At 36.8% G+C, this 25,387-nt stretch carries 22 protein-coding genes; 12 read left to right on the top strand and 10 right to left on the bottom strand.

Translation table 11 applies throughout. The annotated features are described in order from the left end of the window. Positions 1 to 22 precede the first annotated feature (22 nt). The 6 genes from HND50_13935 to HND50_13910 form a co-directional block, all read right to left on the bottom strand. Positions 23 to 1,180: a membrane dipeptidase gene (locus HND50_13935; protein ID NOG46336.1), complete on the bottom strand. Its 1,158-nt coding sequence runs from the start codon at positions 1,178 to 1,180 to the stop codon at positions 23 to 25. A gap of 8 nt (positions 1,181 to 1,188) precedes the next feature. Then, positions 1,189 to 3,168, bottom strand: a complete 1,980-nt coding sequence (locus HND50_13930) for a hypothetical protein (protein ID NOG46335.1) — start codon at positions 3,166 to 3,168, stop codon at positions 1,189 to 1,191. A 52-nt stretch (positions 3,169 to 3,220) separates the two neighbouring features. Further along, positions 3,221 to 5,005 carry an ABC transporter ATP-binding protein gene (locus HND50_13925; protein NOG46334.1) on the bottom strand — a complete coding sequence of 595 codons (1,785 nt, stop codon included), beginning with the start codon at positions 5,003 to 5,005 and terminating at the stop codon, positions 3,221 to 3,223. Positions 5,006 to 5,225: 220 nt separating this feature from the next. Next, the gene (locus tag HND50_13920) at positions 5,226 to 7,010 is read right to left on the bottom strand and encodes an amino acid carrier protein (protein ID NOG46333.1); all 1,785 of its coding nucleotides are present in this window, start codon (positions 7,008 to 7,010) and stop codon (positions 5,226 to 5,228) included. 64 nt (positions 7,011 to 7,074) lie between these two features. Further along, positions 7,075 to 7,461, bottom strand: coding sequence for a GxxExxY protein (locus tag HND50_13915; GenBank protein ID NOG46332.1), 387 nt, complete (start codon positions 7,459 to 7,461; stop codon positions 7,075 to 7,077). Positions 7,462 to 7,520: 59 nt separating this feature from the next. After that, positions 7,521 to 8,864, bottom strand: coding sequence for a sodium-dependent transporter (locus HND50_13910; protein ID NOG46331.1), 1,344 nt, complete (start codon positions 8,862 to 8,864; stop codon positions 7,521 to 7,523). Positions 8,865 to 9,132: 268 nt separating this feature from the next. On the opposite strand from HND50_13910, the gene HND50_13905 reads away from it, so the two are divergent. The 6 genes from HND50_13905 to HND50_13880 all read left to right on the top strand — a co-directional run bounded on the left by HND50_13905 (position 9,133) and on the right by HND50_13880 (position 15,908). Next, a complete protein-coding gene (locus tag HND50_13905) occupies positions 9,133 to 9,945 on the top strand; it encodes a hypothetical protein (protein ID NOG46330.1) in 813 nt (270 codons plus the stop codon). Positions 9,946 to 9,952: 7 nt separating this feature from the next. After that, positions 9,953 to 11,134, top strand: a complete 1,182-nt coding sequence (locus HND50_13900; GenBank protein NOG46329.1) for a PEGA domain-containing protein — start codon at positions 9,953 to 9,955, stop codon at positions 11,132 to 11,134. 13 nt (positions 11,135 to 11,147) lie between these two features. Continuing rightward, positions 11,148 to 13,190, top strand: coding sequence for an Omp28-related outer membrane protein (locus HND50_13895; protein ID NOG46328.1), 2,043 nt, complete (start codon positions 11,148 to 11,150; stop codon positions 13,188 to 13,190). A 78-nt stretch (positions 13,191 to 13,268) separates the two neighbouring features. Next, positions 13,269 to 13,991 carry a T9SS type A sorting domain-containing protein gene (locus HND50_13890; protein NOG46327.1) on the top strand — a complete coding sequence of 241 codons (723 nt, stop codon included), beginning with the start codon at positions 13,269 to 13,271 and terminating at the stop codon, positions 13,989 to 13,991. A gap of 13 nt (positions 13,992 to 14,004) precedes the next feature. Then, positions 14,005 to 14,490, top strand: coding sequence for a TlpA family protein disulfide reductase (locus tag HND50_13885; protein NOG46326.1), 486 nt, complete (start codon positions 14,005 to 14,007; stop codon positions 14,488 to 14,490). Positions 14,491 to 14,504: 14 nt separating this feature from the next. Next, complete coding sequence (locus HND50_13880; protein NOG46325.1) at positions 14,505 to 15,908, top strand: hypothetical protein; 1,404 nt, start codon at positions 14,505 to 14,507, stop codon at positions 15,906 to 15,908. A 17-nt stretch (positions 15,909 to 15,925) separates the two neighbouring features. Here the strand turns inward: HND50_13880 and HND50_13875 are convergent, their stop codons facing one another. Then, entirely contained in the window at positions 15,926 to 17,266 is a 1,341-nt protein-coding gene (locus HND50_13875) for a hypothetical protein (GenBank protein ID NOG46324.1), read from the bottom strand. Between the two features lie 483 nt (positions 17,267 to 17,749). Here HND50_13875 and HND50_13870 point away from each other — a divergent pair, with 483 nt between their 5' ends. Beyond that, complete coding sequence (locus HND50_13870) at positions 17,750 to 18,139, top strand: winged helix-turn-helix transcriptional regulator (protein ID NOG46323.1); 390 nt, start codon at positions 17,750 to 17,752, stop codon at positions 18,137 to 18,139. 33 nt (positions 18,140 to 18,172) lie between these two features. On the opposite strand, the gene HND50_13865 is transcribed toward HND50_13870, so the two are convergent. Continuing rightward, positions 18,173 to 18,661 carry a very short patch repair endonuclease gene (locus HND50_13865; GenBank protein ID NOG46322.1) on the bottom strand — a complete coding sequence of 163 codons (489 nt, stop codon included), beginning with the start codon at positions 18,659 to 18,661 and terminating at the stop codon, positions 18,173 to 18,175. Between the two features lie 109 nt (positions 18,662 to 18,770). Between HND50_13865 and dcm the strand changes: the two genes are divergently transcribed. Then, positions 18,771 to 20,030 (top strand): DNA (cytosine-5-)-methyltransferase, encoded by a 1,260-nt coding sequence (gene dcm, locus HND50_13860; protein ID NOG46321.1) that lies wholly within the window; start codon positions 18,771 to 18,773, stop codon positions 20,028 to 20,030. On the opposite strand, the gene HND50_13855 is transcribed toward dcm, so the two are convergent. Both HND50_13855 and pbpC read right to left on the bottom strand, forming a co-directional pair. Continuing rightward, a complete protein-coding gene (locus HND50_13855) occupies positions 20,017 to 20,778 on the bottom strand; it encodes an Eco47II family restriction endonuclease (GenBank protein NOG46320.1) in 762 nt (253 codons plus the stop codon). The two genes, dcm and HND50_13855, sit on opposite strands and share 14 nt — an antisense overlap. Positions 20,779 to 20,847: 69 nt before the next feature. After that, positions 20,848 to 23,304 carry a penicillin-binding protein 1C gene (pbpC, locus tag HND50_13850; GenBank protein NOG46319.1) on the bottom strand — a complete coding sequence of 819 codons (2,457 nt, stop codon included), beginning with the start codon at positions 23,302 to 23,304 and terminating at the stop codon, positions 20,848 to 20,850. 154 nt (positions 23,305 to 23,458) lie between these two features. On the opposite strand from pbpC, the gene HND50_13845 reads away from it, so the two are divergent. From HND50_13845 to HND50_13830, 4 genes are all read left to right on the top strand, one after another. Then, positions 23,459 to 23,899 carry an SRPBCC family protein gene (locus HND50_13845; GenBank protein ID NOG46318.1) on the top strand — a complete coding sequence of 147 codons (441 nt, stop codon included), beginning with the start codon at positions 23,459 to 23,461 and terminating at the stop codon, positions 23,897 to 23,899. Next, complete coding sequence (locus tag HND50_13840) at positions 23,896 to 24,225, top strand: hypothetical protein (GenBank protein ID NOG46317.1); 330 nt, start codon at positions 23,896 to 23,898, stop codon at positions 24,223 to 24,225. Before HND50_13845 ends, HND50_13840 begins: the two co-directional genes overlap by 4 nt. A gap of 95 nt (positions 24,226 to 24,320) precedes the next feature. Beyond that, complete coding sequence (locus HND50_13835) at positions 24,321 to 24,761, top strand: damage-inducible protein DinB (GenBank protein ID NOG46316.1); 441 nt, start codon at positions 24,321 to 24,323, stop codon at positions 24,759 to 24,761. Between the two features lie 59 nt (positions 24,762 to 24,820). Then, positions 24,821 to 25,384: a hypothetical protein gene (locus HND50_13830; GenBank protein NOG46315.1), complete on the top strand. Its 564-nt coding sequence runs from the start codon at positions 24,821 to 24,823 to the stop codon at positions 25,382 to 25,384. Positions 25,385 to 25,387 lie beyond the last annotated feature (3 nt).

Raw genomic sequence — 25,387 nt, 5'->3', positions numbered from 1 at the left:
CCGGTTGATCTTATTTTAAAACCTATTTTGTTGCCAGCTTAAAAACACGCATAAAGTTACCACCCAAAATTTTGCGAATAGATTCTTCTGAATACCCCCTTTTTACAAGCTCTTTGGTTATCGCCGGCATTTTAGAAATATCTCTCAAACCAATCGGAGTAAGTGAAATACCATCAAAATCTGAACCCAATCCAACATAATCATCGCCAACAAGTTTTACCACATAATCAATATGATCAACTACTGTTTTTACTGATGGGTAGATGGGATTGATTTTAGAATAGATATAAGCCGATCTGTCAAAATCATCAAATTTATCAATAACTCTCAAAGAATCCTGAATCACATCTGCATCTTTTCGGGATTGCTGGTAAGTATCATGAAAACCCTTTACTAAAAAGCCAGGATAAAAATTAATAAACATAACCCCACCGTTTCTTGCCAGGGCTTTTATCTGTTCATCTTTCAAATTGCGGCTATGCGGACAAATTGTATATACCGACGAATGCGAGGCAATTATTGGCTTTGAGCTAGTTTCAATCACATCATAAAAAGTTTGTTCACCGGAGTGAGAAACATCGACCAGCATCCCAAGCGAATTCATTTTTTTAACTACTTCACGTCCAAATTCATTCAACCCTTTGTTGCGCTTCCATGATTTTTTTATTTCATCCGCTGCACTTGTTGCCCAGGAAGGGCTGTCATTCCAGGTTAAACTTAAATAACGAACACCTCTTTTGTAAAAATAATCAAGGTTTTTTAGATCATCATCAAGGGCGCTTCCACTTTCAAGGCCAATACAGGCAACAATTTTATTTTGAGATGATATCAGCTCTATCTCCTCGATAGAAACAGCCTTTTCAATTTTCTGCGGATTACGTTTTAAAATCATGTCGAGCGAATCCAGCAAAGTAACTGATTGCTTATAAGTTGATTGCTTCTTTTTAGGATCAGGCCAGATTGCAAAGAATTCTACATCAACGCCACCCTGTTTTATACGAACCAAATCCACATGACCTTTTTTTGAAAACTTTTCAAGGTTTCTACCCGATGAAATTGAACTGTACAAAGCGTCGGCGTGCATATCTACAACTAACGCATTTTTATGGATTTGCTTATAATTGCTTTGGCCAAATATCAACAGTGGCAAAAAACTGATTACAAATATTCTTAGAAACATACTGCCCTTTATTTTATTATTACAATCTTACGTCCGCTTGAGACAGCTTTATTTTTAACAATTGGTGACACAAAATATATTCCGTCTGCTACCCTATTACCATGCTCATCAAGGCCATCCCATTTGTAATAATATTTATGAATTGTTGAAGCATAAAATGGTTTTAGCTTTTTTATCTCTCGTCCCAGATAATCAAAAACCTGTAGCTCCAGATTTCCCTGACCCCAATATTTTGCAACAATTGTAACATCCGAATTTGATGGATTTGGGTAAATATTTTCAATTTTAATCTCCGATGAATAACTACCGCCGGATTCATCCTGAACTGATTTCAAAACCCAGCCATCCGGATCAAAATTTACAGATAAAGGAACCTCAGAAAACTCCATCATATATATTTGTTCAACCCGGTTGTTTAAAATCTGGATAACTGTATCGTTTCCGGATGGAAAAATGAATTGAAGATCGATTGGCATTTCATAAACCGGATATGACTGTTCCTGCAATATGGTAATTTGAATCAAAGACTTTTTTTCTTCAGAGCTTGCTTGCTCCCAGCTAAAAGCATATCGTGGAAAAAAAGGATAGTTTAACCATTGATCAAAAAAAGCATCTAACTCTTTTCCTGATATTGTTTCACAAACATTTTTAAAATCTTCTGTACGCACAGATGTGTATTTTAATTCAGAAACATATGTCCGTAATGATTCAAAAAAAGCTTCGTCACCCAGAACATAACGCAGCATATGCAGAACCCAAGAACCCTTGTCATATACAATTCGGTCAAAAATATTAGAAACGACGCTGGTATCAGAAATTGTCAAAGCTCCATCGCCTAAATATTTCTGTGTTCCCATATATGATTTGTATGAATCAAATCCCGGTTCAAGACCCTGGAAGCCGGCCCACTCCGCATACAGTGCTTCGGAGTAAGAAGCAAAGCCTTCGTTTAGCCAAATGTCAGTCCATGAAGCACAAGTCAACGCGTCTCCAAACCACTGATGCCCTAGCTCATGCACATAAACATATTCCCAGCTTTCTCTTACATTGCCAATACTACTAATGGTTTGATGTTCCATGGCACCGCCCCAGCCAAATTGAGCCATGCCGTATTTCTCATCCGAAAAAGGATAAGACCCAAAGTAAAAAGTCAGAGCATCCAGATGATTTTTTACATTTGGAAAAACTGCACGGGCTGTTTCCTCAAACTGAGGATAAACATAATAATCAAGTAACATGGAGCTGTTGTCAGGCAAGGTATAACTATCGGTAAAGTGGGCATAAGGCCCAATGGCTAAAGAAACAAGATAAGTAGCGATGGGATATTTTTCTTGCCAATGGAATGTTCTTTTTTCACCAGCGATAATGTCAAATTGCAGCGTTCCATTTGAAGCAACAATTTGATCCTGCGGAACAGTGACAATAATATCAACCGAATCGGCTTTATCAGCCGGAAAGTCTTTGCAGGGCCACCAATATTTTGCACCGTAAGGTTCACTCAATGTCCACACATGGGGCGAGCCATCAATAAGCTGATCAAAAACAAACCATCTGTCATTTCCTGAATCTGGGATGCCGGTATATTCAATTTTAATCTCAATAATATCACCTAATAAAAGGGATTGGGATAGTTCAATTTCTATTTTTTGATTGCTGTGATGATAGCTTTTTACCGGGCCGGAAACCGAAGTAATGTGCATCGCATTATCCAGATCCAAAACCAGTGTATCTAAAACGTTTGTATTACTTTGAAACCTGCCGGTTACTTTGCCACTCAGTAGTTTTGGATTGAATTGAATATCGAGTTCGAGCTTATAATACAATGCATCGTATTTATTTTGAGGGTTATCGGATGTGCTTGTTCTATTTAATGACCTGGAATGCTGCCACAGTTTTTGTTTGTGTTTAAAAAGTGCTTCTTGCGCTGAAACTTCATTTTGAGAGAAGATATTTGTTGCGAGAAGAAAAATTATAGCAAATGTTTTCATCAGTGCAAATCCGTGAAAATCTGTGGTTAAAAACATTGTCCTATACACGATACTACTCTGTCAACTCAAGTGTTTCTTCCAGCTTTTGTTTTTCATAGAGATTGGCATACAACCCATTATTTAACAAAAGATCTTCATGTGTTCCCTGCTCTTCAATCTTTCCTTGCTCCAGAACAATTATTTTGTCTGCCCCTTTTATGGAAGAAATTCTATGAGACACCCAAAGACATGTTTTGCCCTTCATTACTTCGCGCAAATTGTTTAAAATCGCTTCTTCGGTGATTGTATCTACGGCGGATAATGCATCATCCAGTAATAAAATTCGTGGCTGTTTCAAGATGGCCCGGGCAATGGCCAGTCTCTGCTTTTGCCCTCCCGAAACATTAATACCTCTCTCGCCCAGCATAGTATCATAGCCATCCGGTAAGTCCAAAATCGAATCATGTATCTGGGCCATTTTTGCTGCCCATTCAATTTCTTCATTAGAAGCACCATTTACACCAAAAGCAATGTTATCGCGAATTGTCTCAGAAAAAAGAAACGTATCCTGCGGGATGTAACCGATGGCAGCACGCAGGCTTTCCAATTCAATATCCAGGATATCCCGGCCATCCACAAAAACTGATTTTGCAGGAGCATCAAATTCGCGCGTCAATAAATGCATCAAGCTGGATTTACCGGCACCCGTACGTCCAACAACAGCAATTATTTCACCGGAATGAATGTCGAGCTGGATGTCATTAAGTACATTTAGATCTGTTTGTGGGTAAGAAAAGGTGAGGTTCATAAACTGGATTTTTCCATCCACTTTTTCGAGAAGTTGACTATCCCTCTCTTCGATATCCACGTTTGCATTATAAATTCCCTGCAATCTTTTAAAAGCCGCTGTTCCTTGCAGAAAAATACCCATCACCCAGCCAAGAGCAATCGAAGGCCAAATCAACATGCCCATATACAAAGTAAAGGCCACAAAATCTCCGAGGGTAATAACGCCGCTTATTATAAGTTTACCGCCGAACAATAAAATTAACGCAGAGCCAATTCCCACAATCAACATCATAGAAGGTTGAAACGCAGCTTGTACGCGGGCATGTGCCATATTTTTTTTGATATAATCATCATTCAATTCATTAAAATGGTTTAATTCGCTGTCTTCTAAAACATAAGATTTTATTATGCGCATACCAGACAAGTTTTCCTGCGCTTTTGTACTTATACGTGCGAATTGTTCCTGTACTGCCAGATAACGTTTGTGGATTACAGCACCAATTCGATTTACAACGATGCCCATAACCGGGACCGGTAAAAGGGCGATCAGCGTCATTAATGGACTAATATTGAACATCATTACCGTTACAAAAATAAACATGGTGACAAGGTTTACCGTGTACATAACACCTGGACCCAGTACAGCCCGGATAGCATTTAAATCATTTGTGAGCCGGGACATTATGTCACCGGTATTATTGTGTTGATACCAGTTTCGATCCAGTGATTGCAGCTTTTTAAATAAAGCATTGCGAAGATCATTTTCCACCAGGCGGGAAACCACAATTACTGTCCGGCGCATCAGGAAACGGAAAAATCCGCTTAATGCTGTGAAGACGATTATTAAACCTGCAAACTTAAGCAGCTGGTTTATCTCAACAGTGTCTTTAATATAATCGATGGCATTTTTAACAATGGCCGGCGGGACAATGCCAATAAAATTTGAAAGGCCTATAAACAGGAAGCCGAAAAATACTTTTTTCTTGTAGCGCATCATATAGGGCCACAAGTAGCGCATCATTTCTAAAATGGAAGTTCTCCTATGTGTTTCTAGTAACGATGCAATCATTCAAAGTGATAGCATCGATTTTTTGAATGGCCAAGATTAAAGATTATGAGGATGTGATTCAAATACAATTTAGTAAATGGAATAGCCTTGTAGTATTTTGCAGGGCGCTCTGACATTTATACTCGATAAAATCGGTGTAAACAGTTTATCTCAAAATAAAAAAGGCGTGCAGGTGAAAAACCAACACGCCTTCTGGGAGAGAGTGAATGTGAAATAAACACTATATAAAGCTAAATGAAGATTTAGCTACCTCTGGAATGCTCCCAAATTCATTTTCTTCATCTGCTCCTTTTAGAATCATGAGAATTAGAAGTACTACCGCACCAATAACTGGGACAAAAATAATTAGAAGCCACCAGCCAGATAGGCTTATATCATGTAATCTTCTAACAGACAAAGCTATTCCAGGAATTAGAACCGCCAAACTATAAATTATCGCAACAACACCTGGGCCTCCCAATAGACCTTCAATAAATCCAAGAAAAAATGAAATAACTAAATTAAATATCCCGAACGTAAAGTATTCTCGCCGCCTTGCTCGACCAGAAAAATTAGCGTACTTCTTAAACACATCAAAATAAGCTGCTACGGCTCCTCCAAGAATCAGTAGACCGATAAGGTTTGGAACGGCCATTAAAGCATTTCCAATATTACCAAGATTCCAAACAATGTTTAAGTATTCCAGGCTTTCACCTGCAAGCGGCGTAATAATCGCTCCAACAAATAAGAAAGCAATAAATGTGTAACGGAATGGCATTATTACCTTATCACCACCCAGGTATTCGATACACTTTTCACCGTAATAAGACCAACCTATAAGTGTTGTATAACCAAATATAAAAGATGAAAAAGCGATAATGGTTCCACCTAATCCCCATGGAATAACACTATCAAATGCTTGCTGCGTAACCAGGATGCTGGTAATATTTCCCTCAACACCTGCACCACGCCATGCTTGTGTAAATGTGTATGCGCCGGTCAAAACAATTGTTAAAGTTGTCATTGTATTCACTAAAATTGTATCAATAAAAACACCGGTCATGGCTATAAGACCATTTTTTTCCGGGGCATCAGAGGCAGAAGCACCCTGCGCAATAGCCGCCGAACCAAGGCCTGCTTCATTGGAAAGCAATCCGCGACTAACCCCATTTTGAATTGCCAAACCAACCGAAGCGCCAACCAAAGGTTGCAGACCAAAAGCAGAAGCAAAGATAACAGAGTAAGCTGCAGGAATTTGATCAAAATTTGCAATAATAACCCACAAAGCAAAAAAGATGTAGAAAACAATCATGGCCGGTACAAGTTTTTCAGAAACATGGCCGATTTTTTTTATACCACCAATTATGACCATTCCTACCAACAGTGCGATTATTGCCCCAATGATGAAATAATAATAATCCGGTGCCTGCTCCCCGGAAACGCCACCAAGAAACATTTGGTTAATTGTATTTGCAAGGGAGGCTGTCATTGAGTTGGACTGGGCCATATTTCCAGTGCCAATTAAACAGGCAATCACACCAAAAATTGCAAAAGCGCCGCCAAGAATTTTTCCCCATTGCTTATTTTTCAAGCCGTTTTTTACATAATACATTGGTCCGCCGGCCATTGTGCCGTTGGGTGCTACTTCACGATATTGAACACCAAGAAAACCTTCAGCATATTTTGTAGCCATCCCGAAAATACCTGCAATCCACATATAAACAGGTGCGCCAGGCCCACCAATAGCAATGGCTGTTGCTACACCGGCAATATTACCGTTTCCAACAGTTGCTGCCAGTGCTGTCATCAAAGCGGCAAATGGTGAAATGTCTCCTTTTCCCTCTTCGGAACGGGATTCTTTGGAAAAGATTAATTTTAAGGAATGCCACATATGTGTGAACTGGATACCACGGGTCCAGATTGTAAGGATGATACCAGTTATTAAAAGTAGGCCAATCATTAGAGGCCCCCACATTATGCCGTCTATCTTCGTAGTAATTTGTAGAAACCAATCAAAAAATCCCATGTTTTTCCTTTCAGGTTTTTGTTGTTAACCGCAAAATGCGGGAAGAACGCGAAGAAGAACTATTTTAGAAATTATTTACAAAACGATGCATACCATCTTTAAGAAGCTTCACATTAAAATTAAAAAGTAATGCAGGTTTAAGATTCGTTACTTTTAAATAGTTTATTAATTGTGCTGAATCAATTTCAGTTATCTTTTTAACAGCTTTTGTTTCGATAATAATATTTTCTTCAACTAAAAAATCGCATCTAAAACCAATATCTAATTTTATATCTTCATAAGCTACCGGTAATCCCTTTTCCTTTTCAAAGGCAATATTACTTTTGCTTAATTCATAGGCAAGGGCTTCTTGATAAACAGATTCTAAGAAACCTGGCCCCAATGTTTTGTGCACCTTGATTGCCAATTCAATTATTTTATTTGAAAGTTTATTGAGTTCATCCCTTGTCATTGATGCAATCATCTCTTTTATTTCTTAGCGTTCTCTCCACTCTTTGCGGTTCAGCAAATCTAAAATATTTGGATGGTACTAAGTAACACAATAAAAATAACCAGAGGAATCACAAATTTTATTAATATTCCCCAAATGAGTTTGGCATTCCCAAAACCGGGTGAACCAATTTCAATCTCTTCATTTGCTTTATTTAATCCCCACTTCCAGCCAATAAACAGCGACAAAATTACTGCTCCAACAGCCAGTCCTATATCTCCAAACAGAAAACTCATCTGGCTAAGAAAATCAGGGTCCGCAAAAGATTCCGGGAAGATGGCGATATTTGTTAAAAATTCAGATGCCCCCTGCGACAACACAGATGGGATACCTAATATAAATGCGATAATCGCCACAATCCATACTACTTTTGGGCGTGATAATTTGTGTTCATCAATTACATAAGCCACCGGTACTTCAAGCAATGAAATCGTTGAAGTTAAGGCAGCTACTGAAAGCAGTATAAAGAAGATTGTACCAACAATTAATCCGCCTGGCATTGCGGCAAAAAGTTTTGGTAATACAACAAAAACGAGAAGTGGCCCTACCGCCGGATCTTCGCCCATGGCAAAAAGAGCTGGGAAAATTATTAGTCCGGCCATGATAGCAATCATAGTATCAAATATTGCCACGGCAATACCCGATGTAATAATATTATCTTCTTTACTGATATATGAGCCGTAAGTAATCATAGTGCCCATACCAAGGCTAAGAGAGAAAAATGCCTGACCGAGTGCGGCCAAAACTGTCGAAAATGTTATCTTCGAAAAATCTGGTTTTAAATAAAATTCTAACCCTTTTGTGGCTCCATCGAGAGTGAAAGAAAAAACAATAATGCCAATTAGCAATAAAAAAAAGACAGGCATTAATATTTTTGACCATCTTTCAATTCCTTCAGAAACGCCACGATAAACAACAAAACCGGTTAGAAATATAAAGAATGCAAAAAGTGGAACAACAACTGTTGGGTTCGCAATTAATTCCTGAAAACCTCCGGGATCACCCAACATCATTTTATAGATGTATAAAATTGTCCATCCGGCAATAACGCCATAAAAAGACAAAATACCAATCCCAATGAAAACGCCAAGATAACCGCCAATTTTCCAAAGAGAACCCGGTAAGATTGTTTGAATTGCTCCAACCGGATTTTTTTTTGTTGCACGCCCAAGAGATAACTCGGCATACATGTATGGCAATCCTATGGCAAAAACAAAAGCAATGTATAATAAAACAAAAGCTCCTCCGCCATTTTCACCTGCTACGTACGGAAACCTCCAAATATTTCCTAAACCAATTGCCGAACCAGCAGCAGCCATAATAAAACCAATTTTGGAATTCCATTGTCCCCTGTTTGCGTCCATGGGCGTTTTCCTCCATAAAATACTTTTATATGTTGAGTTTTGTTTTGATGAGTTTGGTAGTGCCGGAAAAATAAAGCATGAAATATATAAAAAAATTCGAAGAAAATGAAAGACCTATTTTTAAACAAGGAAAAATGTGATAAAAATCTAAATAAGCCTATTTTATCTTTAATAATGTCAAACCTACTCTTGCTTTCCCAAAAAACATGAATTAAATTTACCCCCCAAAGGGGTAACAAAGAATAATATTAAATCATTTTTAATTGATATGACCAACAAGTACCTGGAAAAATTAAAAGAATTAGGCATTTCCGAGAGGGAATCAAAAGTTTATCTCACAATGATAAACAAAAAAATGTTCTCTGCCGGAGAACTCCAGGAAGCAGTTGATATACCGCGCACAAAAATTTATGAAGTCCTGAAAAAAATGGTTAAACGGGGTATTTGTAAAGAAAAAAAGGTTGGTGTCACAAATATATATATTGCAGAAGATCCTAAAATTGTTTTGCAAAAGATAATAGAATATCAAAAAAAGGATCTTATTAAAAAGGAAAAAATAGCGGCCGGTTTATCAAATGTTCTTTCGCCTGTTTTTGAAAAAGGAAAAGAAAATAACCTTTCACAAGATTTTATAGAAATACTAAAAGACAAAAAACAAATCCATCACAAATATCTCAGTTTAGTTAATAATACTAAAAATGAGCTGCTAACATTTAACAAAGGTCCGTACGCATGTGATACAACTGACAAAGCTGTTGAACAGCAGGATTATGAAATGGACATTCTTAAGCGCGGGGCAAAATCACGAGGGATATACGAACGGGAAGAACTTGAAAACTATAGTTGGCTTTCTGATGGTCTTGAAAATGAAATCAACCTAGGCCATGATGCGCGGGTTATTGAAAAGCTACCGGTTAAGATGATTATTTTTGATAATGAAGCAGTGATGTTTGCGCTGGACAGTCTTGAAAGTGAATCAACTGAATTAACCATGATAGCCATCGAACATAATTCTGTTGCAAATGCCTGTAGGATTTTATTTGATTTTATCTGGAGCCAATCCACAAAACTAAAGATTTAATAACCAAATGAAACGTAATATATTATTCCTGACCTTTTTGCTTTGCTTGTCATGCGGGATTAAACAACCGGTAGAATTTACAAACAATATAGAAAAAGCTAAGATCATTATACATTCCGATCCAAAAGGCGCTCTTATATTCTTAAATGATGAATCTACGCAGAAATTTACGCCAGACACACTGACTGTAAATCCCGGAAACCACAAAATACAAGTTGCTTTAAATGGTTACCAATCAGACCAGGATAGTTTTTTAGTTACCGTGGAGCCTGATTCTGTTAAGTCAATTTATTTTCTATTGAGAAAACTAAATTCTTTTGGCGAACTGGTTGTTGAAACGACACCTGCAAATGCTGTCCTAATAATTGATGGAACTCCACAAAGTAAAACAACACCAAACGCATTTAAATTATCAACAGGCCCTCATACTATTATTATCAAAAAAAATGGCTATAAAGATTATAAGTTAAGCACAAACATTTCGGAAAATCAGCAACTAGTTGTCCAGAAATCATTACAAGTACAAAATGCTGTATTGCTAGAGTCTTTTGCGAATGTTTCTTGTGATCCTTGCGTACCTGCCACGGAAAACCTAGAATCTTTTAGCCATAACAATAACGATTCTACATTTTTCATTCTTGAATATTTTGCCAATTGGCCAAAATCAAACGATCCATTCTATCAAGTTGCGCCAACTGATGTTATTGAAAGAGTTATGCGTTATAACATTGGTGTACTTCCGGGAGTAAGGGTTGCCGGATCCTGGACAGATCCCTACTCCTTGTCTAAAATAACTGATTCTTATTCTGAAAAATATAATGAGATGAATGACGAAATTGGTGTAAGCGTAAGTAAGCTGCTTAGTAATGATTCTTTGAAAGTTGAAGTAGAATTGTTCCAAATGGAAGAAGTTGCCAATCTGGATGAAATGGTTTTGTTCTGTGCAATTACAGAAAACAATATTTCTTTTGATTCGCCGCCTGGAAGCAATGGCTTAAAAGATTTTAACTGGGTTTTCAGAGGATTTTTAAGTGATAAAAAAGGCGATAGTTTTGCAATAACAGAATCGGTGTATTCTAAATCTTATTCAAAGTTATGGAATAATAATTGGGACTATTCAAATATTAAAGTGATCGCATTTTTACAAAATAAAAACGACAAATCCATTAAATATGTAAGTGGACAATAACGCAGGAGTTCAAATGAAAAAGTATTTTACTTTAAGTGCATTGTTAATATTTATTTTTCTGTTTTTTAGTCAATCTCAAGCACAAACAAGGCGTATTGTTTTATTGGAAGAAGCAACAAACGCAAGTTGCGGACCTTGTGCTGCAAATAATCCCAGTCTGCAGGAATTTTGCTCTAAAAATTTTGGCGGTGTAATTACTGTACGCTATCATGCCTGGTGGCCAGGAAGCGACGATCCCATGTACGGCGCTAATAAAAGCCATAACGAAAACAGGATAAATTATTATAGTATAAACAGTGTCCCGGCTTATACAATTGACGGCATCTCGAAAGGAACGCCGGGAAATATCCCCAAAATGAGATCAGAGATGAATTCCCAACTAGCCAAGTTTTCACCAATAAAAATAAACGTTTCTGCTAAGTTTGCTGAGGACAGCGTAAAAACAAATATTCAGGTTTTGGGCTTACAGGATGTTGCTGCGACTAACTTAAAGTTAAGGGTTGCCATTATTGAACGTAAGAAAACTTACAACTCTCCTCCAGGATCAAATGGTGAAAAAATTTTTCATGATGTAATGCGCACAATGTTACCGACAGCACAGGGTACATCAATAGAGTCAATTACAAATAGTGATAGCTTATATTATTCATTCTCAGTTGCTACAAAAGGATACTGGCATTTGGATGATTTGGCCGTTGTAGCATGGGTACAATCTGACGACACAAAAGAGATAATTCAATCCAATATAAATATTCCCACCTTTTTTATGGAATCCGTCTCTGATGTTGAAAACCTGCATATTGTTGATCCTCAAAAAACGATAAACAAAGATTACTTTATAGCCAATGATAATTTGGACACGCTTAGTCTTTTACTTAAAACAACAGATGCAAAAGGAAAAGGTGATTGGCTATATGGGTTATCAGATAAAGTCGGCAGTTTTGACCAAAAAGAAGTTACGCTTGCCCCGGGAGACACATTGCATTTCAGCCTTGAAATCACAACTCCGGAAAGTGGTTTTTTTGAGCTAAACGTTTTCGCGGAAAACTTAAGCGATCCGGGAAATTTTGGATATGGGGTCAGCACAAATTTTTCAGCCGTAATTACAGCCAACAGCGATATCCTTTTTGTTGATGATGATGGTGGAGCATCTTTTGAAAACAACTTTTTCACAGCTTTGGATAAACTGGCGCCAGGATATATTTCAGTGGCACAAGGTAATCTTCAGGAATTCTTATCCAAAACTGATGTGCAATATGAAGCTGTTATCTGGAATGTTTCCTGGGGATTTCCTGCATTTGAAGCTGCAGATATTACTTTTATGTCAAACTACCTGGATAATGGCGGTAACCTGATGTTATTTGGACAGGATATCGGTTGGGATATTTTTGATTCAAATGGTTCTTCAACATCCCAAAGCGCAAAATCATTTTATCAGAATTATCTGGATGCAAACTATGATGCAGATGATGCCGGTGCATCAAAAATTGTTGGTGTTGCCAATGATCCTATTGGCGATGGTTTCAATTTTAATTTAGCTACTCCATATGGCTCAACAAGCAACTATGAAGAAAGTATTTCATCAAAAAGCGGAACATCGGTTGCAGCATTAAACTATTCCAATGGCAAAGGTGCTGCCCTGCGCCATGATAGCGGAACTTATAAAACTTTTTATATGGGCATTGGGCTTGAACAAATCAGTGGGCAGGAAAACAGGGATTTACTTGTTGATCGTGTTTTGAGTTGGTTTGGAATTGTTACCGATCTTGAAAAAGAAATAGTAATAAACCCAACGGAATTTAAACTTGCACAAAATTACCCAAATCCTTTTAATCCAATTACAACAATAAATTATACAATCCCAAAGAGCAGCGTTGTAACTTTAACGATCTATGATTCTATGGGAAAAAGTGTCCGGACTCTTGTTCACAAAAAACAAAATAAAGGTGCCTATAGCATTTCAGTTGATGCAGATAATTTAGCATCCGGGATTTATTATTATACCCTTAAAGCCGGAAATTTTAAACAAACAAAGAAAATGTTATTGGTCAAATAGCTATTGTTTCATGCACCCTTCGGCAAGATCAGGGTCCGATTAAAATACCAATTAGGACATTATTAAAAAGAGATAAAAATGAATAAATTAATACGTATGTTTTTTGCTTTAATTATGATTAGCGGAATAAGCTTTGCACAATCATACAGTGTTCACTTCGAAGATTCCAGCATCAGCGGCCAACCCATGGAAGAGCTGATAATTGAGGGAACTATTACCAACACGTTGGAAAGTGAAATAGTAGTTTTCATAACACGGGAAAATCAGAACCTTCCGGATAACTGGAGCAGCTCACTTTGCTTCAAAAGTTGCTTTGCACCATGGGTTTCTACTATTAGCGATACAATCCCCGGCGGAGGAGTATTGAATTTTAGTATTCATTTTAATACAACAACCGAACCTGGCAGTGGAGAAGCAACATTGTCAATTTCCCTGGAAAACAGTGCAGAAAAAAATGACTATAAATTAGCTGCCTCAACAAATCCTACCGGATTGGAAACGCCAGATGGTGAAATAACTTCTTTCAAACTTCTTGGTAATTATCCAAATCCGTTCAATGGGGAAACGCAAATTCAGTTTGAATCAAATCTGGCTTCAAATAATGCGCTGTTTAGGATTTTTAATATAATCGGAAAGGAAGTTTTTGCTGACAATTTCGCTGTAAAAACAGGTCTTCAAAAATATCATCTAAATTTAAACCAGGCGGATTTAGCAAGCGGCATATATTTTTACCAAATAATACACCCAGGTAAAGGTCATTTAAAACAAACTTTGTTTGGAAAATTTAATCTCATTAAATAACACATAGGTTATCATGTTAAAAAAAATCATTTTAGTCCTGTTTTTTGTCCCACTATTAAGCCCCGCCCAAAATATATCTCATTTAACTTTGAATGATATAAATGGCGAATCATTTTCTATCAATGAAAACCTGGATCATGATGCAACTGTAATTTTGTTTTGGGCCACCTGGTGCAAACCCTGCAAACTGGAATTTCCAAAAGTGCAGAAAGTTTTAGATAGAAATGAAGATATTGATATTCAGGTTTTGACTATCTCTCAAGATTCGCCCCGCAGCCTGGTTAAAGTAAAAGCATTTGCCCGCTCTCATAAATACGATTTTACGTATTTGATTGATCCGGATAAGGAAGTCGGCGAATCGCTTCTTGTAAGCGTTGTCCCACACTCTTTCCTGGTAAATAAAAAAGGAGAGATTGTTTACAGCCATGTTGGCTATCGCGAAGGTGATGAAGAAGTCCTTGAAAAAGAGATTTTAAAACTGCTTAAAACAAAAGAATAATTGAATACGATTAAATGAAAAAGATTCCATATTTACTGTTCCTTCTGTTTTTACTGGTTCACATACTGCCTGCCCAGCTGATCATAAAAAACCAGAGTGAGTACTCCAACTGGCAAAATGAAAACCGTACCATTTGGGAAAATTGGACCGACATTAATTATCAATATGATTTTCTTAAAACAGGTCTTCGCTTTGAAGTAAATGATCCGCCTGACCCTTCCAAATTTCAACAACCTGATCTTGTTAAAAAACATGAATTAACATACAAATTTGTTGAGCTAAACTACGAAGGTTTAACGGCCCGCTTAGGAAATTTTTATTCTATGTTTGGGCGAGGTTTGATTTTACGTACTTATGAAAACCGAAATATACCGGTAGACAACAATATTGAAGGATTGCAATTAAAGTACAGGACAAAAGTTTTTAACAGCCAAGTAATTGCAGGCAAAATACGTGATTCCTATAATCGCAGAGCAAAACTTTTTTATGGAACTGATTTAGGTGTAAAGTTAAATAAGGAATTAAAAATTGGTGCCAGTGCCCTTGTACAGGATAAGGACAAAAAGAAATCCATAATGGCCGCAAATATAAATTATATTTATGATTGGTTCGATATTTATCTGGAAGTTGCCTCCCCGCAATGGGAAAGGAAGTTAAGTAATTACATAGCCCTAAATGCCATTTTTGAAAAATTTACTTTAACAGCTGAACATAAGAATTATAATAATTTATTATTTCCTAATAAATATCAAATCGAATATGCTGCAGGTCCATCACTTTTACGCGAACATTCCTTTACACTTCTTAACCGTCATCCTCATCTGGTTGAAATGAATAACGAAATGGGTTATCAATTTGAGCTAACCTGGTTCCCTGATGACCTCTGGCAATTGATGCTTAATTACAGCCTTACAAATAACCAAAAAAATCAACGCCAGTTTGAAGAGTATTACTTTGAGGTAACCAGGCCATTTGGCGATTCCTGGGAAGTTTTAACCGCTCTTGATTGGAGTTATGATTTATCTAGCGGCACAGAAAATATTACGCCTCTGGTTGACTTATATTACAATTTAAATTCAAGAAACCAGATTCATGTTTCGCTTCAACACCAACATACATTAAACGTTAAAGATAAAAGTGAGTTTGACAGTGAGCTGGCGTTGCTTGAATTTTCACATTCACCTTGGTTAACAATGGCCTTGGTGGGCGAGATTACAAATGAAAACCAATTGAACAATGTTCCGAATAACAAAAAAAATACATGGCTATATGGAAATGTTATTTTTAGTTTTGGGGGCAGCCATCAACTTTCAGTTTTATATGGATCGCGCCAGGCCGGATTTGTGTGTGTTGGAGGCGTTTGCCGTTTAGAACCTGAGTTTGAGGGAGTTGAAATAAAACTAACCAACCGATTTTGATTTTTTGTAAAGTCATCCTATATCACCTCAACAATTGTAGCAAAAGCCTCCATATCAAATACGGGGATTTTCTTTACAAAACTTTCATCTATGTCACGTAGAATATAAGGTGGAATTGCCCTGAAACGAAGACGCACATTAACTGTCAATTCACTTCCGATAGATTGCGGTACAAAAATTGAGTATTGAGCTTTTTTAACTTCCAAAGGGGCAATACTTCCGATATAAATAGAATCTGCTGTAAAAACATCCGCCGAGGAACCGCCATTAAACAGGGCACTTTGAAAAATTACCAAGTTTGGGTCAGCACCGGGCTCCAAAACTGAATGCCCATCCTTAAGATCGCCATTGGCATCAAAGAAACCGCTTTTATAGATCGTATCGCCACCCGAACTTACAGATACTTCTAACCAGACTTGCCGGACAAAAGTTACAGAAGATGGTACATCGTGCCCGGTTAAAGTATTTTTAACTTTTACATCAACTTTAAGGACAGAATCCGGATTTATTGATGATGGGACATTAACTTCCATTTCCAAAGCGGTTTTTAAAAGTTTTTCAATCTGTTGTCTTTGTTTTTCCTGGTTTGGAAAATCATCAAGTAAAGAAACATCAACACCGACAAAATCGTGGCGATGCAAAAATGGTCTTTCTGGACCGTTAACCGCTGCTTTCCCGGAATAGGTTTCCATATGGCATCCCTGGCACTCTATATCCCAACTTTTATAAGGGCTTCTCTCCCACTCGGTAAAAGTAATTTCTGCTTCAACACCATTTTGGTTGATCAGGTCATGGCAGGGCAGACATATTTCCGATTTTGAGAAAACCTCTTTGCTTTCAGTTTTATGAAATGCACTTTTTACAGGTTGATCCAAATTAGCATACCGTTTTCCACTGGTAACATCAAAATGGTATTCCGCTTCCCCAACCGCTGTGGGCGATGCTTTTTCCATGAGATGACAGACATCGCAGGTTATGCCTTCCATAACTATGGGATCAGCATTTCCCCTGTCAAAGCCCATTTCAGTGTTACCTGTAAGTACGGCAATCGGGCTATGGCATTGCAGACAAAAACCGCCAAGGGTTTCTTTACCAACTTTAATGCTCAAATCACTCCTCATTTTAGTATTAAGAGGGTCTACAAAAGCATAGGCATGCATCGAACCTTTCCATTCATCATAATGTGTTGGGTGGCATCCTTTACAGGTAGTGGCCGATTCAAAATCAGAAAGGCTAAGTTGAGTAGGGTTCTCTTTCTTTTCCTTGTCAGTTCCGGAAGGTTCGGAACAGTTTTGAATGAGAATAAAATTTAAAACGCAAAAAAATAATATTTCAGATAATGAAGTAGTTCTTCTCATCTTGTCCTTTTCTAAATAAAGGTGCCAAAAATAGTACGTGAAATCATTCAATGTCAAACAGAAATGTACAAATGGCAAAATATAGTTTTACCGTTTTGATAAGATTATACTCGAAACATAACAAAAGACGATGTAGGATTTATATTAAAGTATAAGTGAAATCGTTTTTACCGTCATTATTCCGTCCTAAAATCGTATAGGAAACAAATAATTCCTCTATAAAAGAATTATAATCATTTTAATTTCATACCGTCAAATCTATGGACACCTAATAGCCATTATTTTTGCCTTCTATTCTATAATACTGAGCAGTAAGTTAGCTTCTGCAAAAGATTTTAAATAGTAAATTTGTTTTCTCATTAAAATATTCTTACACTTGCAAAGTAATTGAGCTATCAAGCATATGTCAATCAAAAAAAACAGGAAGAGAAAAACAAAATGCAGCAAACAAGTTCAAATCTAAAAATGTTCATGAACCTTTCAATGGTTCAGACTACAATAAATAAACGTTTTGACGCGCACTTGGGCGTGCATGGGATAAGTTTTAGCGAATTTATAATTATGTTTCACTTAAGTATTGCCCCACAACAAAAATTAAGGCGCATTGATTTAGCCGGCCGGGTTGGTTTAACAGCCTCCGGGATAACACGGCTTTTAGCACCAATGGAAAAAATTGGTTTGATAGAAAAAGAAACGAATCAACGGGATGCACGGGTTAGTCTTGTAAGACTATCAAATACCGGGACAAAGATATTGGGAGAAGCTTCTTTAACTTTGGAACATGCGGCAACCAGTATATTACAAAACGCCGATAATGAATCATTAGAAGCCTTGCATCGGCTTTTAAATAATCTTGGTGCAACGATAGAATAATACAAAAAAATAACTGAAAAGATAATTGTCCTTTCAGTTATTTTTATATTTGATTTCTATTTCGTTTAAATAATCAAACACCTGTTCAAGGCATTCAGTTAAATGTTTTTTTATTTCAAAATCCCAAAACCTAAAAACCTTATAACCCATATTTTTAAGTGTCTCATTATTATGCCTGTCCCTTTGCATGTTACGCTCAATTTTAGGAATCCAAAAATCCCGATTAGATTTTATCTTTTGTTTTTTCTCATTCCAATTATAGCCGTGCCAAAACTCACCATCAATAAAAATAATGAGCTTATATTTTTTACTTACAATATCAGGCTTTCCTGGGAGCTTTTTGTAATTGATTCTATACCTTATCCCTCTTCGCCAAAGTTCTTTTCTAAAGTCTAATTCAGGTTTCGTATTCTTACCTTTTATTTTAGACATTAACTCGGATCGTTCTTTAGTTGTATAAAAACCTTCAACATCCTTGAAACGCGGTACTTTTATTATTTCTTCATCATCATATTTCACCATGATTGGGGCCTTTGAAAAAAAATTTCAGCAAAATACAAAATCTATTTGCAAGACAAAACATGACTATCTAAATTAATAACCATGTATAATGTTTAACAACTTGGTTATTATGAAGGAATTCTACACTTTATCAGAAGTTGCTGATCTTTTAGGTAAAAGTAAAGAAACTTTACGACGGTGGGACAATAACGGAAAATTAAATGCAGTTCGAGAACCCATGAGCAATTACAGGGTATACCGAAAAGAGCAGCTCTCAATTTTTGATGAGCTCGATTTTTTATTTAATCCCGATCACAAAGACAACAAAATTGAAGCAAATTTTAAATACAATGTTATCGAGCTTTTTGCTGGTGCTGGTGGTTTAGCTATTGGATTAGAACAGGCTGGTTTAAGCTGTTTAGCGCTGAATGAAATAGACCATTGGGCAGCAGAAACACTAAGAACAAACAGGCCAAAATGGAATGTGATCGAGGATGATGTCAAAAATCTTAATTTAAAAAAATATGAAAATAAAGTAGATGTTGTAACAGGAGGGTTTCCTTGTCAGGCTTTTAGTTATGCAGGCAATAAGCTTGGGTTCAAGGATGCCAGAGGGACTTTATTTTATGAATTTGCCAGAATTGTTGATGAAGTGAAACCGTTGATTTGCGTTGGTGAAAATGTAAGGGGACTTTTAAATCACGACAATGGGCGCACACTAGAAGGTATGGTTTCGATACTTGATGAACTTGGATATAAGGTTCTAAATCCAAAAATACTTAAAGCAATTTTTTATAACGTACCGCAAAAGCGTGAAAGGATTTTAATTGTCGGAATACGAAAAGATATTGAAATAGACTTTGAGTTTCCAAAACCTTATAAAAAAATATATAACCTGAAAGATGCCCTGAAAAAAGGTGAACTTTATCCGACTGATGTTCCAAAATCAGGTGGTACAAAATATCCGAAACGTAAAAAAGAAATCTTGAAAATGGTGCCTCCTGGTGGATATTGGCGTGACTTACCACTTGAAACCCAAAAAGAATATATGATGAAAAGCTTTTATCTTGGTGGTGGCAAAACAGGAATGGCACGTAGAATGAGTTGGGACGAACCAAGTTTAACTTTAACATGCAGCCCGGCACAGAAACAAACAGAACGATGTCACCCAGATGAAACAAGACCATTTACGGTTAATGAATATGCACGTATACAAACTTTTCCGGATGATTGGAGTTTTGCCGGTTCAATTAATCAACAATACAAGCAAATTGGCAATGCGGTTCCGGTAAACTTGGCCAAAGAAATTGGGTATTCACTTGTTAGATTTCTAAATGATGTATATAAAAATCACCCAGAATTTTTGCCAAAAAAAGTCATCTATTCCTAAAAACTATATTAAAGATATTGTTTTGGATTTCCTGAAGGTGTGGCTCAAGCAAGACAATGATTTCATCAATTAAAACTGATATTTCTACTGCTTCGGTTTCAAATAATACATCATTTATTACTTTTGGTAAAATAGAATATACTTCTTCTAATGAATCAGGGCTACCAGTAACAAGTTCATAAACATTTGCCCCCCATACTTTTTTAACATTATCAATCTTATTAAAACCCTTTTTTATCCAAACATCTTCACCAGACCGCAATACTGAGTTTGCAATAACATACGCCCAATATGCTCTTGCTTCATGATTAGCTCTTGTAATTTCCTCTAATTTTCTACGGACACCTTTTAGGGCATCAGAACTACATGTGTTGAACTTATTTTTAATTTCAATAAAAATATTTTCCTCTTCATTTTTTAAATCTACTTCATTTCCAACTTGTAAATCTTCCCAGCCTGATACACCTCCCAATAACTTCTGATGAAACTCACCCATTTTCTGTTCAACAGATTTATCTAATTGACGCAGTATTTCTTTTTTTACCCATTCTGTTATTCCAATTTTCTCAATTTCAAAAGTCATTTTAAATGGATCGACTACATTGCTAAACAAGCTGCTCATAAATATATCACCTCGGTCAATTGCTTCTTCCAAAGAGATTTTTAATTGAGTTGCATTATTGTATGGTTCTAATACATGTCTTACACAATCCTTAAAATGATCATCTGAAACAAAATCTACATACATAATTATCAACCTTTTTAGAAATAAGGTGAATATACAAAACGATTTTAAATAAAGCTAAAATGTGACTCATCAATTCTTCCCGCTAAAAAAGTGGCGTTCTGATTTGCGGCCATTTTCATCAACTAAAACCAGCCTGTGCCAGCCATTTTCAAGACTCAGGTTTTTTACATGGGATTCGCTTGTTTCACCTGCATAAAAATCATCCAGATACCAAAAAACTTTTATATTTTCCTGGCGGTGAACAGCACGGATGGTCACTTTTTGATATAATCCATCATAATCACGCGGAACCCAAATGTGCGCATTTTCCGTAGGGTAGATTATCTCCAAAACGGGTTCATTGTGTTCTCCCGGGCATGCAGGATTGTGCATCGGCACCTTTTCAATTATCTGGCCTTGCTGGCGCAGGTATTGATTTATATCCGCAGGCAGAATAAGTTTTTGAACTTTATGATATGCACCTTCCTGCCAGCACAAAGAACAAACCTCGTATTTTTCTTTTGTGTCCACAAAAAGCGAACGGTGCCAGGGACAAAGGCGCATGGTTTTCATTAAGCGTGGTGCATCTGCAATAACCGGATCAGGGCAATGTTCTGAGTCGAGATTGCCACTCCATTTACAGATTTTTACATCACTTAATTCATTCTCCGGACGCTCAAACCAGTGTAAAGATTTGTCTTTGGGCAGCATGTTAAACAAATCAAAAAGGATAGGTCCGGCGCTGCGTGAACCGGCTAATTCAGGGTTACCTTCCCCGGTAAAATTTCCGGCCCAAACTGCTATTGTCCATTGGGGATTGACGCCAACTGCCCAGGCATCGCGCTGGCCATAACTCGTTCCGGTTTTCCAGGCCAATGGCCATTGGTTTTGAAACTGCTGCCAGTAGTATTCCGCTCCCGGACGGTTTACTTCTTTAAGCATTTGAAGAGTTAAATATGCTGCACCTTTTGAAATTATTGACTGTGACTCATTTAACCGCGGAGCCCGCTGAGTACGCCCCGATTGAAATCGGGATTTCGTTTCACTCAACAGAGTGTAATCTAAAATATTTTCTTTGATTTTGTTTTTGTTTATTGCATTTTTTTTCTTCGTGCTTTCTACGTCCTCTGAGGTAAACTGTTCTCTATTTATTAATGGAGTTGCCAGGCTGCAATACATTTGTGCCATTTCTAAAAGCGTAACTTCAGCGCCACCCAAAATAAGAGGCAACCCATAATCATCCGCTGATCTGAAAAGATGGTTAAGACCTGACAATTTCAAATATTCATAAAAATCTGCATAGCCAAATGTATTTAGTAAACGTACAGCAGGAATATTTAAAGAATGTGTCAAAGCTGTTTGCGCTGTTACAACACCACGAAATTTTTCATCAGCATTAGACGGTGAGAAAGGTCCATAAAAAGTTGGGATATCACGCATTTTTGTAGTTGGCAAAATCAGGCCGTCATCCATGCTTAAAGCATATAAAAGTGGTTTTAAAATAGAGCCGGATGAACGAGGTGCAAGAACACCATCAACCATTCCATTGTTTTCTTTGTCCCAAAAATCGTGAGATCCAATATAAGCTGTTATCTCGCCGGATTGTGTATTACACACTATAGCGGCCGCATTGGAAATACCTTGCTGTTGTAAATACCCGGCATGATTGCTTATTATTTCCTCAGCTCTTTTTTGTATTTTTTGATCGATTGAGCTAAAAAATACCCTGCCCTGTTTTACAGTTTTATTTATTTTAGTTGTAAAATGTGGCGCTTCAAAAGGCAAATCAAAAACTTTTGCAGGGATTTTTTCCAGCCGGGCCAATTGTAAATCCTGTTCAGAAATTATGCCCTCAATTTCCAGATTTTGTAAAAGCCGGTCACGTTTGGTTAATAATTTTTGCGGGTTGCTCTGGGGAGAAATTAGCCCAGGAGCGTTTGGTAAAACAGCCAATGTTGCAGATTCTGCCCAGGTAAGTGCGGTTGGTTCTTTACCAAAATAACGCCAGCTTGCAGCGCGGTAGCCAACAGTGTTGCCGCCATACGGCGCATGGTTTAAATACATGTTAAGGATTTCTGATTTGGAGTACCAAACCTCCAGTCGCACAGCATAAAACATTTCCAAAATCTTGCTCCAGATTGTTCTTTTTTTAGGATTACTTAATCTGGCCACTTGCATGGTTATTGTACTTGCACCACTTATAACTTTTCCCGATGAGATATTTTGCCAGGTTGCCCGCGCAAGGGAAATTAGGTTCACACCCGGGTGATAATCAAAATAACGGTCTTCAAATTGGGTAACACTTTTCTTCAGTTTCTCAGGCACAATCAGAGAATCATTAGGTGGGAAATGCCATTGTTCGCCTTTATTTAAAAAAACCGATAACATTTCTCCATTTCGGTCATAAACAATTGTGGAATAATCAACCGGGAATGGCTGGCTTACCGGCCATAAAATCAAAGACAAAAAAATGAATATCAAAGAAATAAAGACTATTGATTTTCGGTTTTTATAAAATGAGCGGGGCTTTGGAAATAATAGGTTCACATCAATTCTTTGGATTCCTGATTTGTAAAACAAAATTATTGAATATCTAACATCCAATCAAATAAGTAAACACACGCTGCAGTTTGGTTTTTATTATTGGTGATTATATTTTGCGCTATTCATGTGAATTCAACTCAATATCCGTGGAGATTTTATGAAAATTAAAGGTTCTATAGATATCAGCCAGCCTAAAAGTATGGTTGCAAAATTGTTTGCTGATCCGGGCAACCTAAAAGAGTACCAGGATGGATTTGTCAAGAAAGAATTGATCAGCGGCAGTGAAGGTCAGGAAGGTGCCGTTTCAAAAATGTATTATTCTGATGGCAAGCGAGATATGCTGCTCACAGAAACAATCACATCCAATCGTCTACCCGATTCATTTGAAGCATTCTACCATCATGAGCACATGGACAATACTATGAAATGTACGTTTTCATCACTTTCTGAAAACCAGACACGGTACGATTATGAATTTGAGTATACACGGATTAATTGGGTGATGCCAAAACTGATGGCCATTTTATTCCCGGGAATATACCGAAAACAAGGCGAAAAATGGATGAGACAATTTAAGGAGTTTGCAGAAAAACAATGAGTACATGGAAAGAACAATTAAAAGTTTACGATGAACTTGTAGCAAAATGCTCAAGATTTGAGCGTAAAGGTAAGACCATGCCCTATACTTCCGCCAACGGCTATATGTTTTCGTTACTAAATAAAGCAGGCGAAATCGGAATCCGGTTTTCTAAAGATGTCCAGGAAAAATACATGGATGAGTTTAATACAACCATCTATAAATCTTATGGCGCGGTTATGAAAGGATATATTTTGGTACCAGATTCAATGTTGCAAGATTTGGACAACCTGGCTTCCTATCTGGATGAGAGTTATGAGTATGTTATGACCCTCGAACCAAAATAAACCGGTCCATATTTAGACTGAGTAAACATAATTTACTACAAAACATTCGCGCGCTTTAATACAGGTAAAATATCTTGTTTAATTAAGAAAAAATTATGAAAGAATTGTTTAGGGAAATATTTGAATACCACTTTGAATTTAATCAGAGAATGTTTAAAGAAATAGAAAAGGAAATAAAGCATTTGCCTGAAACAAGTTTCCCTTTATTTTGCCATATTTTAAACGCCCATCAAATTTGGAATGCACGAATTTTATCCGGTGATTTATTTGGAGTAAATCAAATTCATGAAATATCAGAGTGCTCTAAAATAAATCTGGACAATTATCAGAATACGTTTAATATTTTGGATGATGTAGATTTTGGTAAAATAATTCATTATCAAAACTCAAGAGGTGAGAAGTTTAACAACAAGGTCAGTGATATTTTATTTCACATTGCCAACCATTCAACACATCATCGGGGACAAATAATATCAGATTTTAGAAAAAGTGGAATTCAACCCATCGTTTCAGATTACATTTTTTATAAAAGATAGTTTGAGGCAAAAAAATATAAGGTTAAAAAACATAACCATAAAAGCCGGATTATAAAACTATGAAATTTTTAAAAGCCTTGATTAGCAAAAATATAAATGGGAAGAAGGTACTTTTCCTTTTTGTTCTTACAAACCTTGTATATTCTTTTATGCTGGCATTTTCAATCCCAAAAGTAATGGCCCATTCAAACGGCATGAAATTACTGGATATGATGCCAACAGGATATAACTTTGAATACGTTAATTCACTTTTCAAACTCTTGGGGGAGAATGGTCGGGAGCTCTACTTATTCCTTCAAATTCCTGCGGACATGTTTTATCCTTTTCTCTTTGGAATCGGCTACTGCCTGCTTATTGCTTTTTTCTTGAACAAAATAAACAAGCTTGATAGCATTTTTTTCTATTTATGCCTGGTTCCACTTCTTGCGGGAATGGCTGATTACATAGAAAATATTGGGATAATCTTTATGCTAAATAGTTACCCTGCCATTACCAATTTTTCAGTGGAAATAACAAACTTATTTACGATTGTAAAAAGTGTGGCAACAACTATTTATTTTTTCGCCTTAATTATAGTATTAGTTTTATTTGGGATTGATTTTGTAAAGAGAAAGAGAGCGTAGGAT

Source organism: Calditrichota bacterium (genome assembly GCA_013112635.1).
In the GTDB taxonomy this organism is placed as follows: Bacteria; Calditrichota; Calditrichia; order Calditrichales; family J004; genus JABFGF01.
This window is presented reverse-complemented; position numbering and strand designations above follow the sequence as displayed.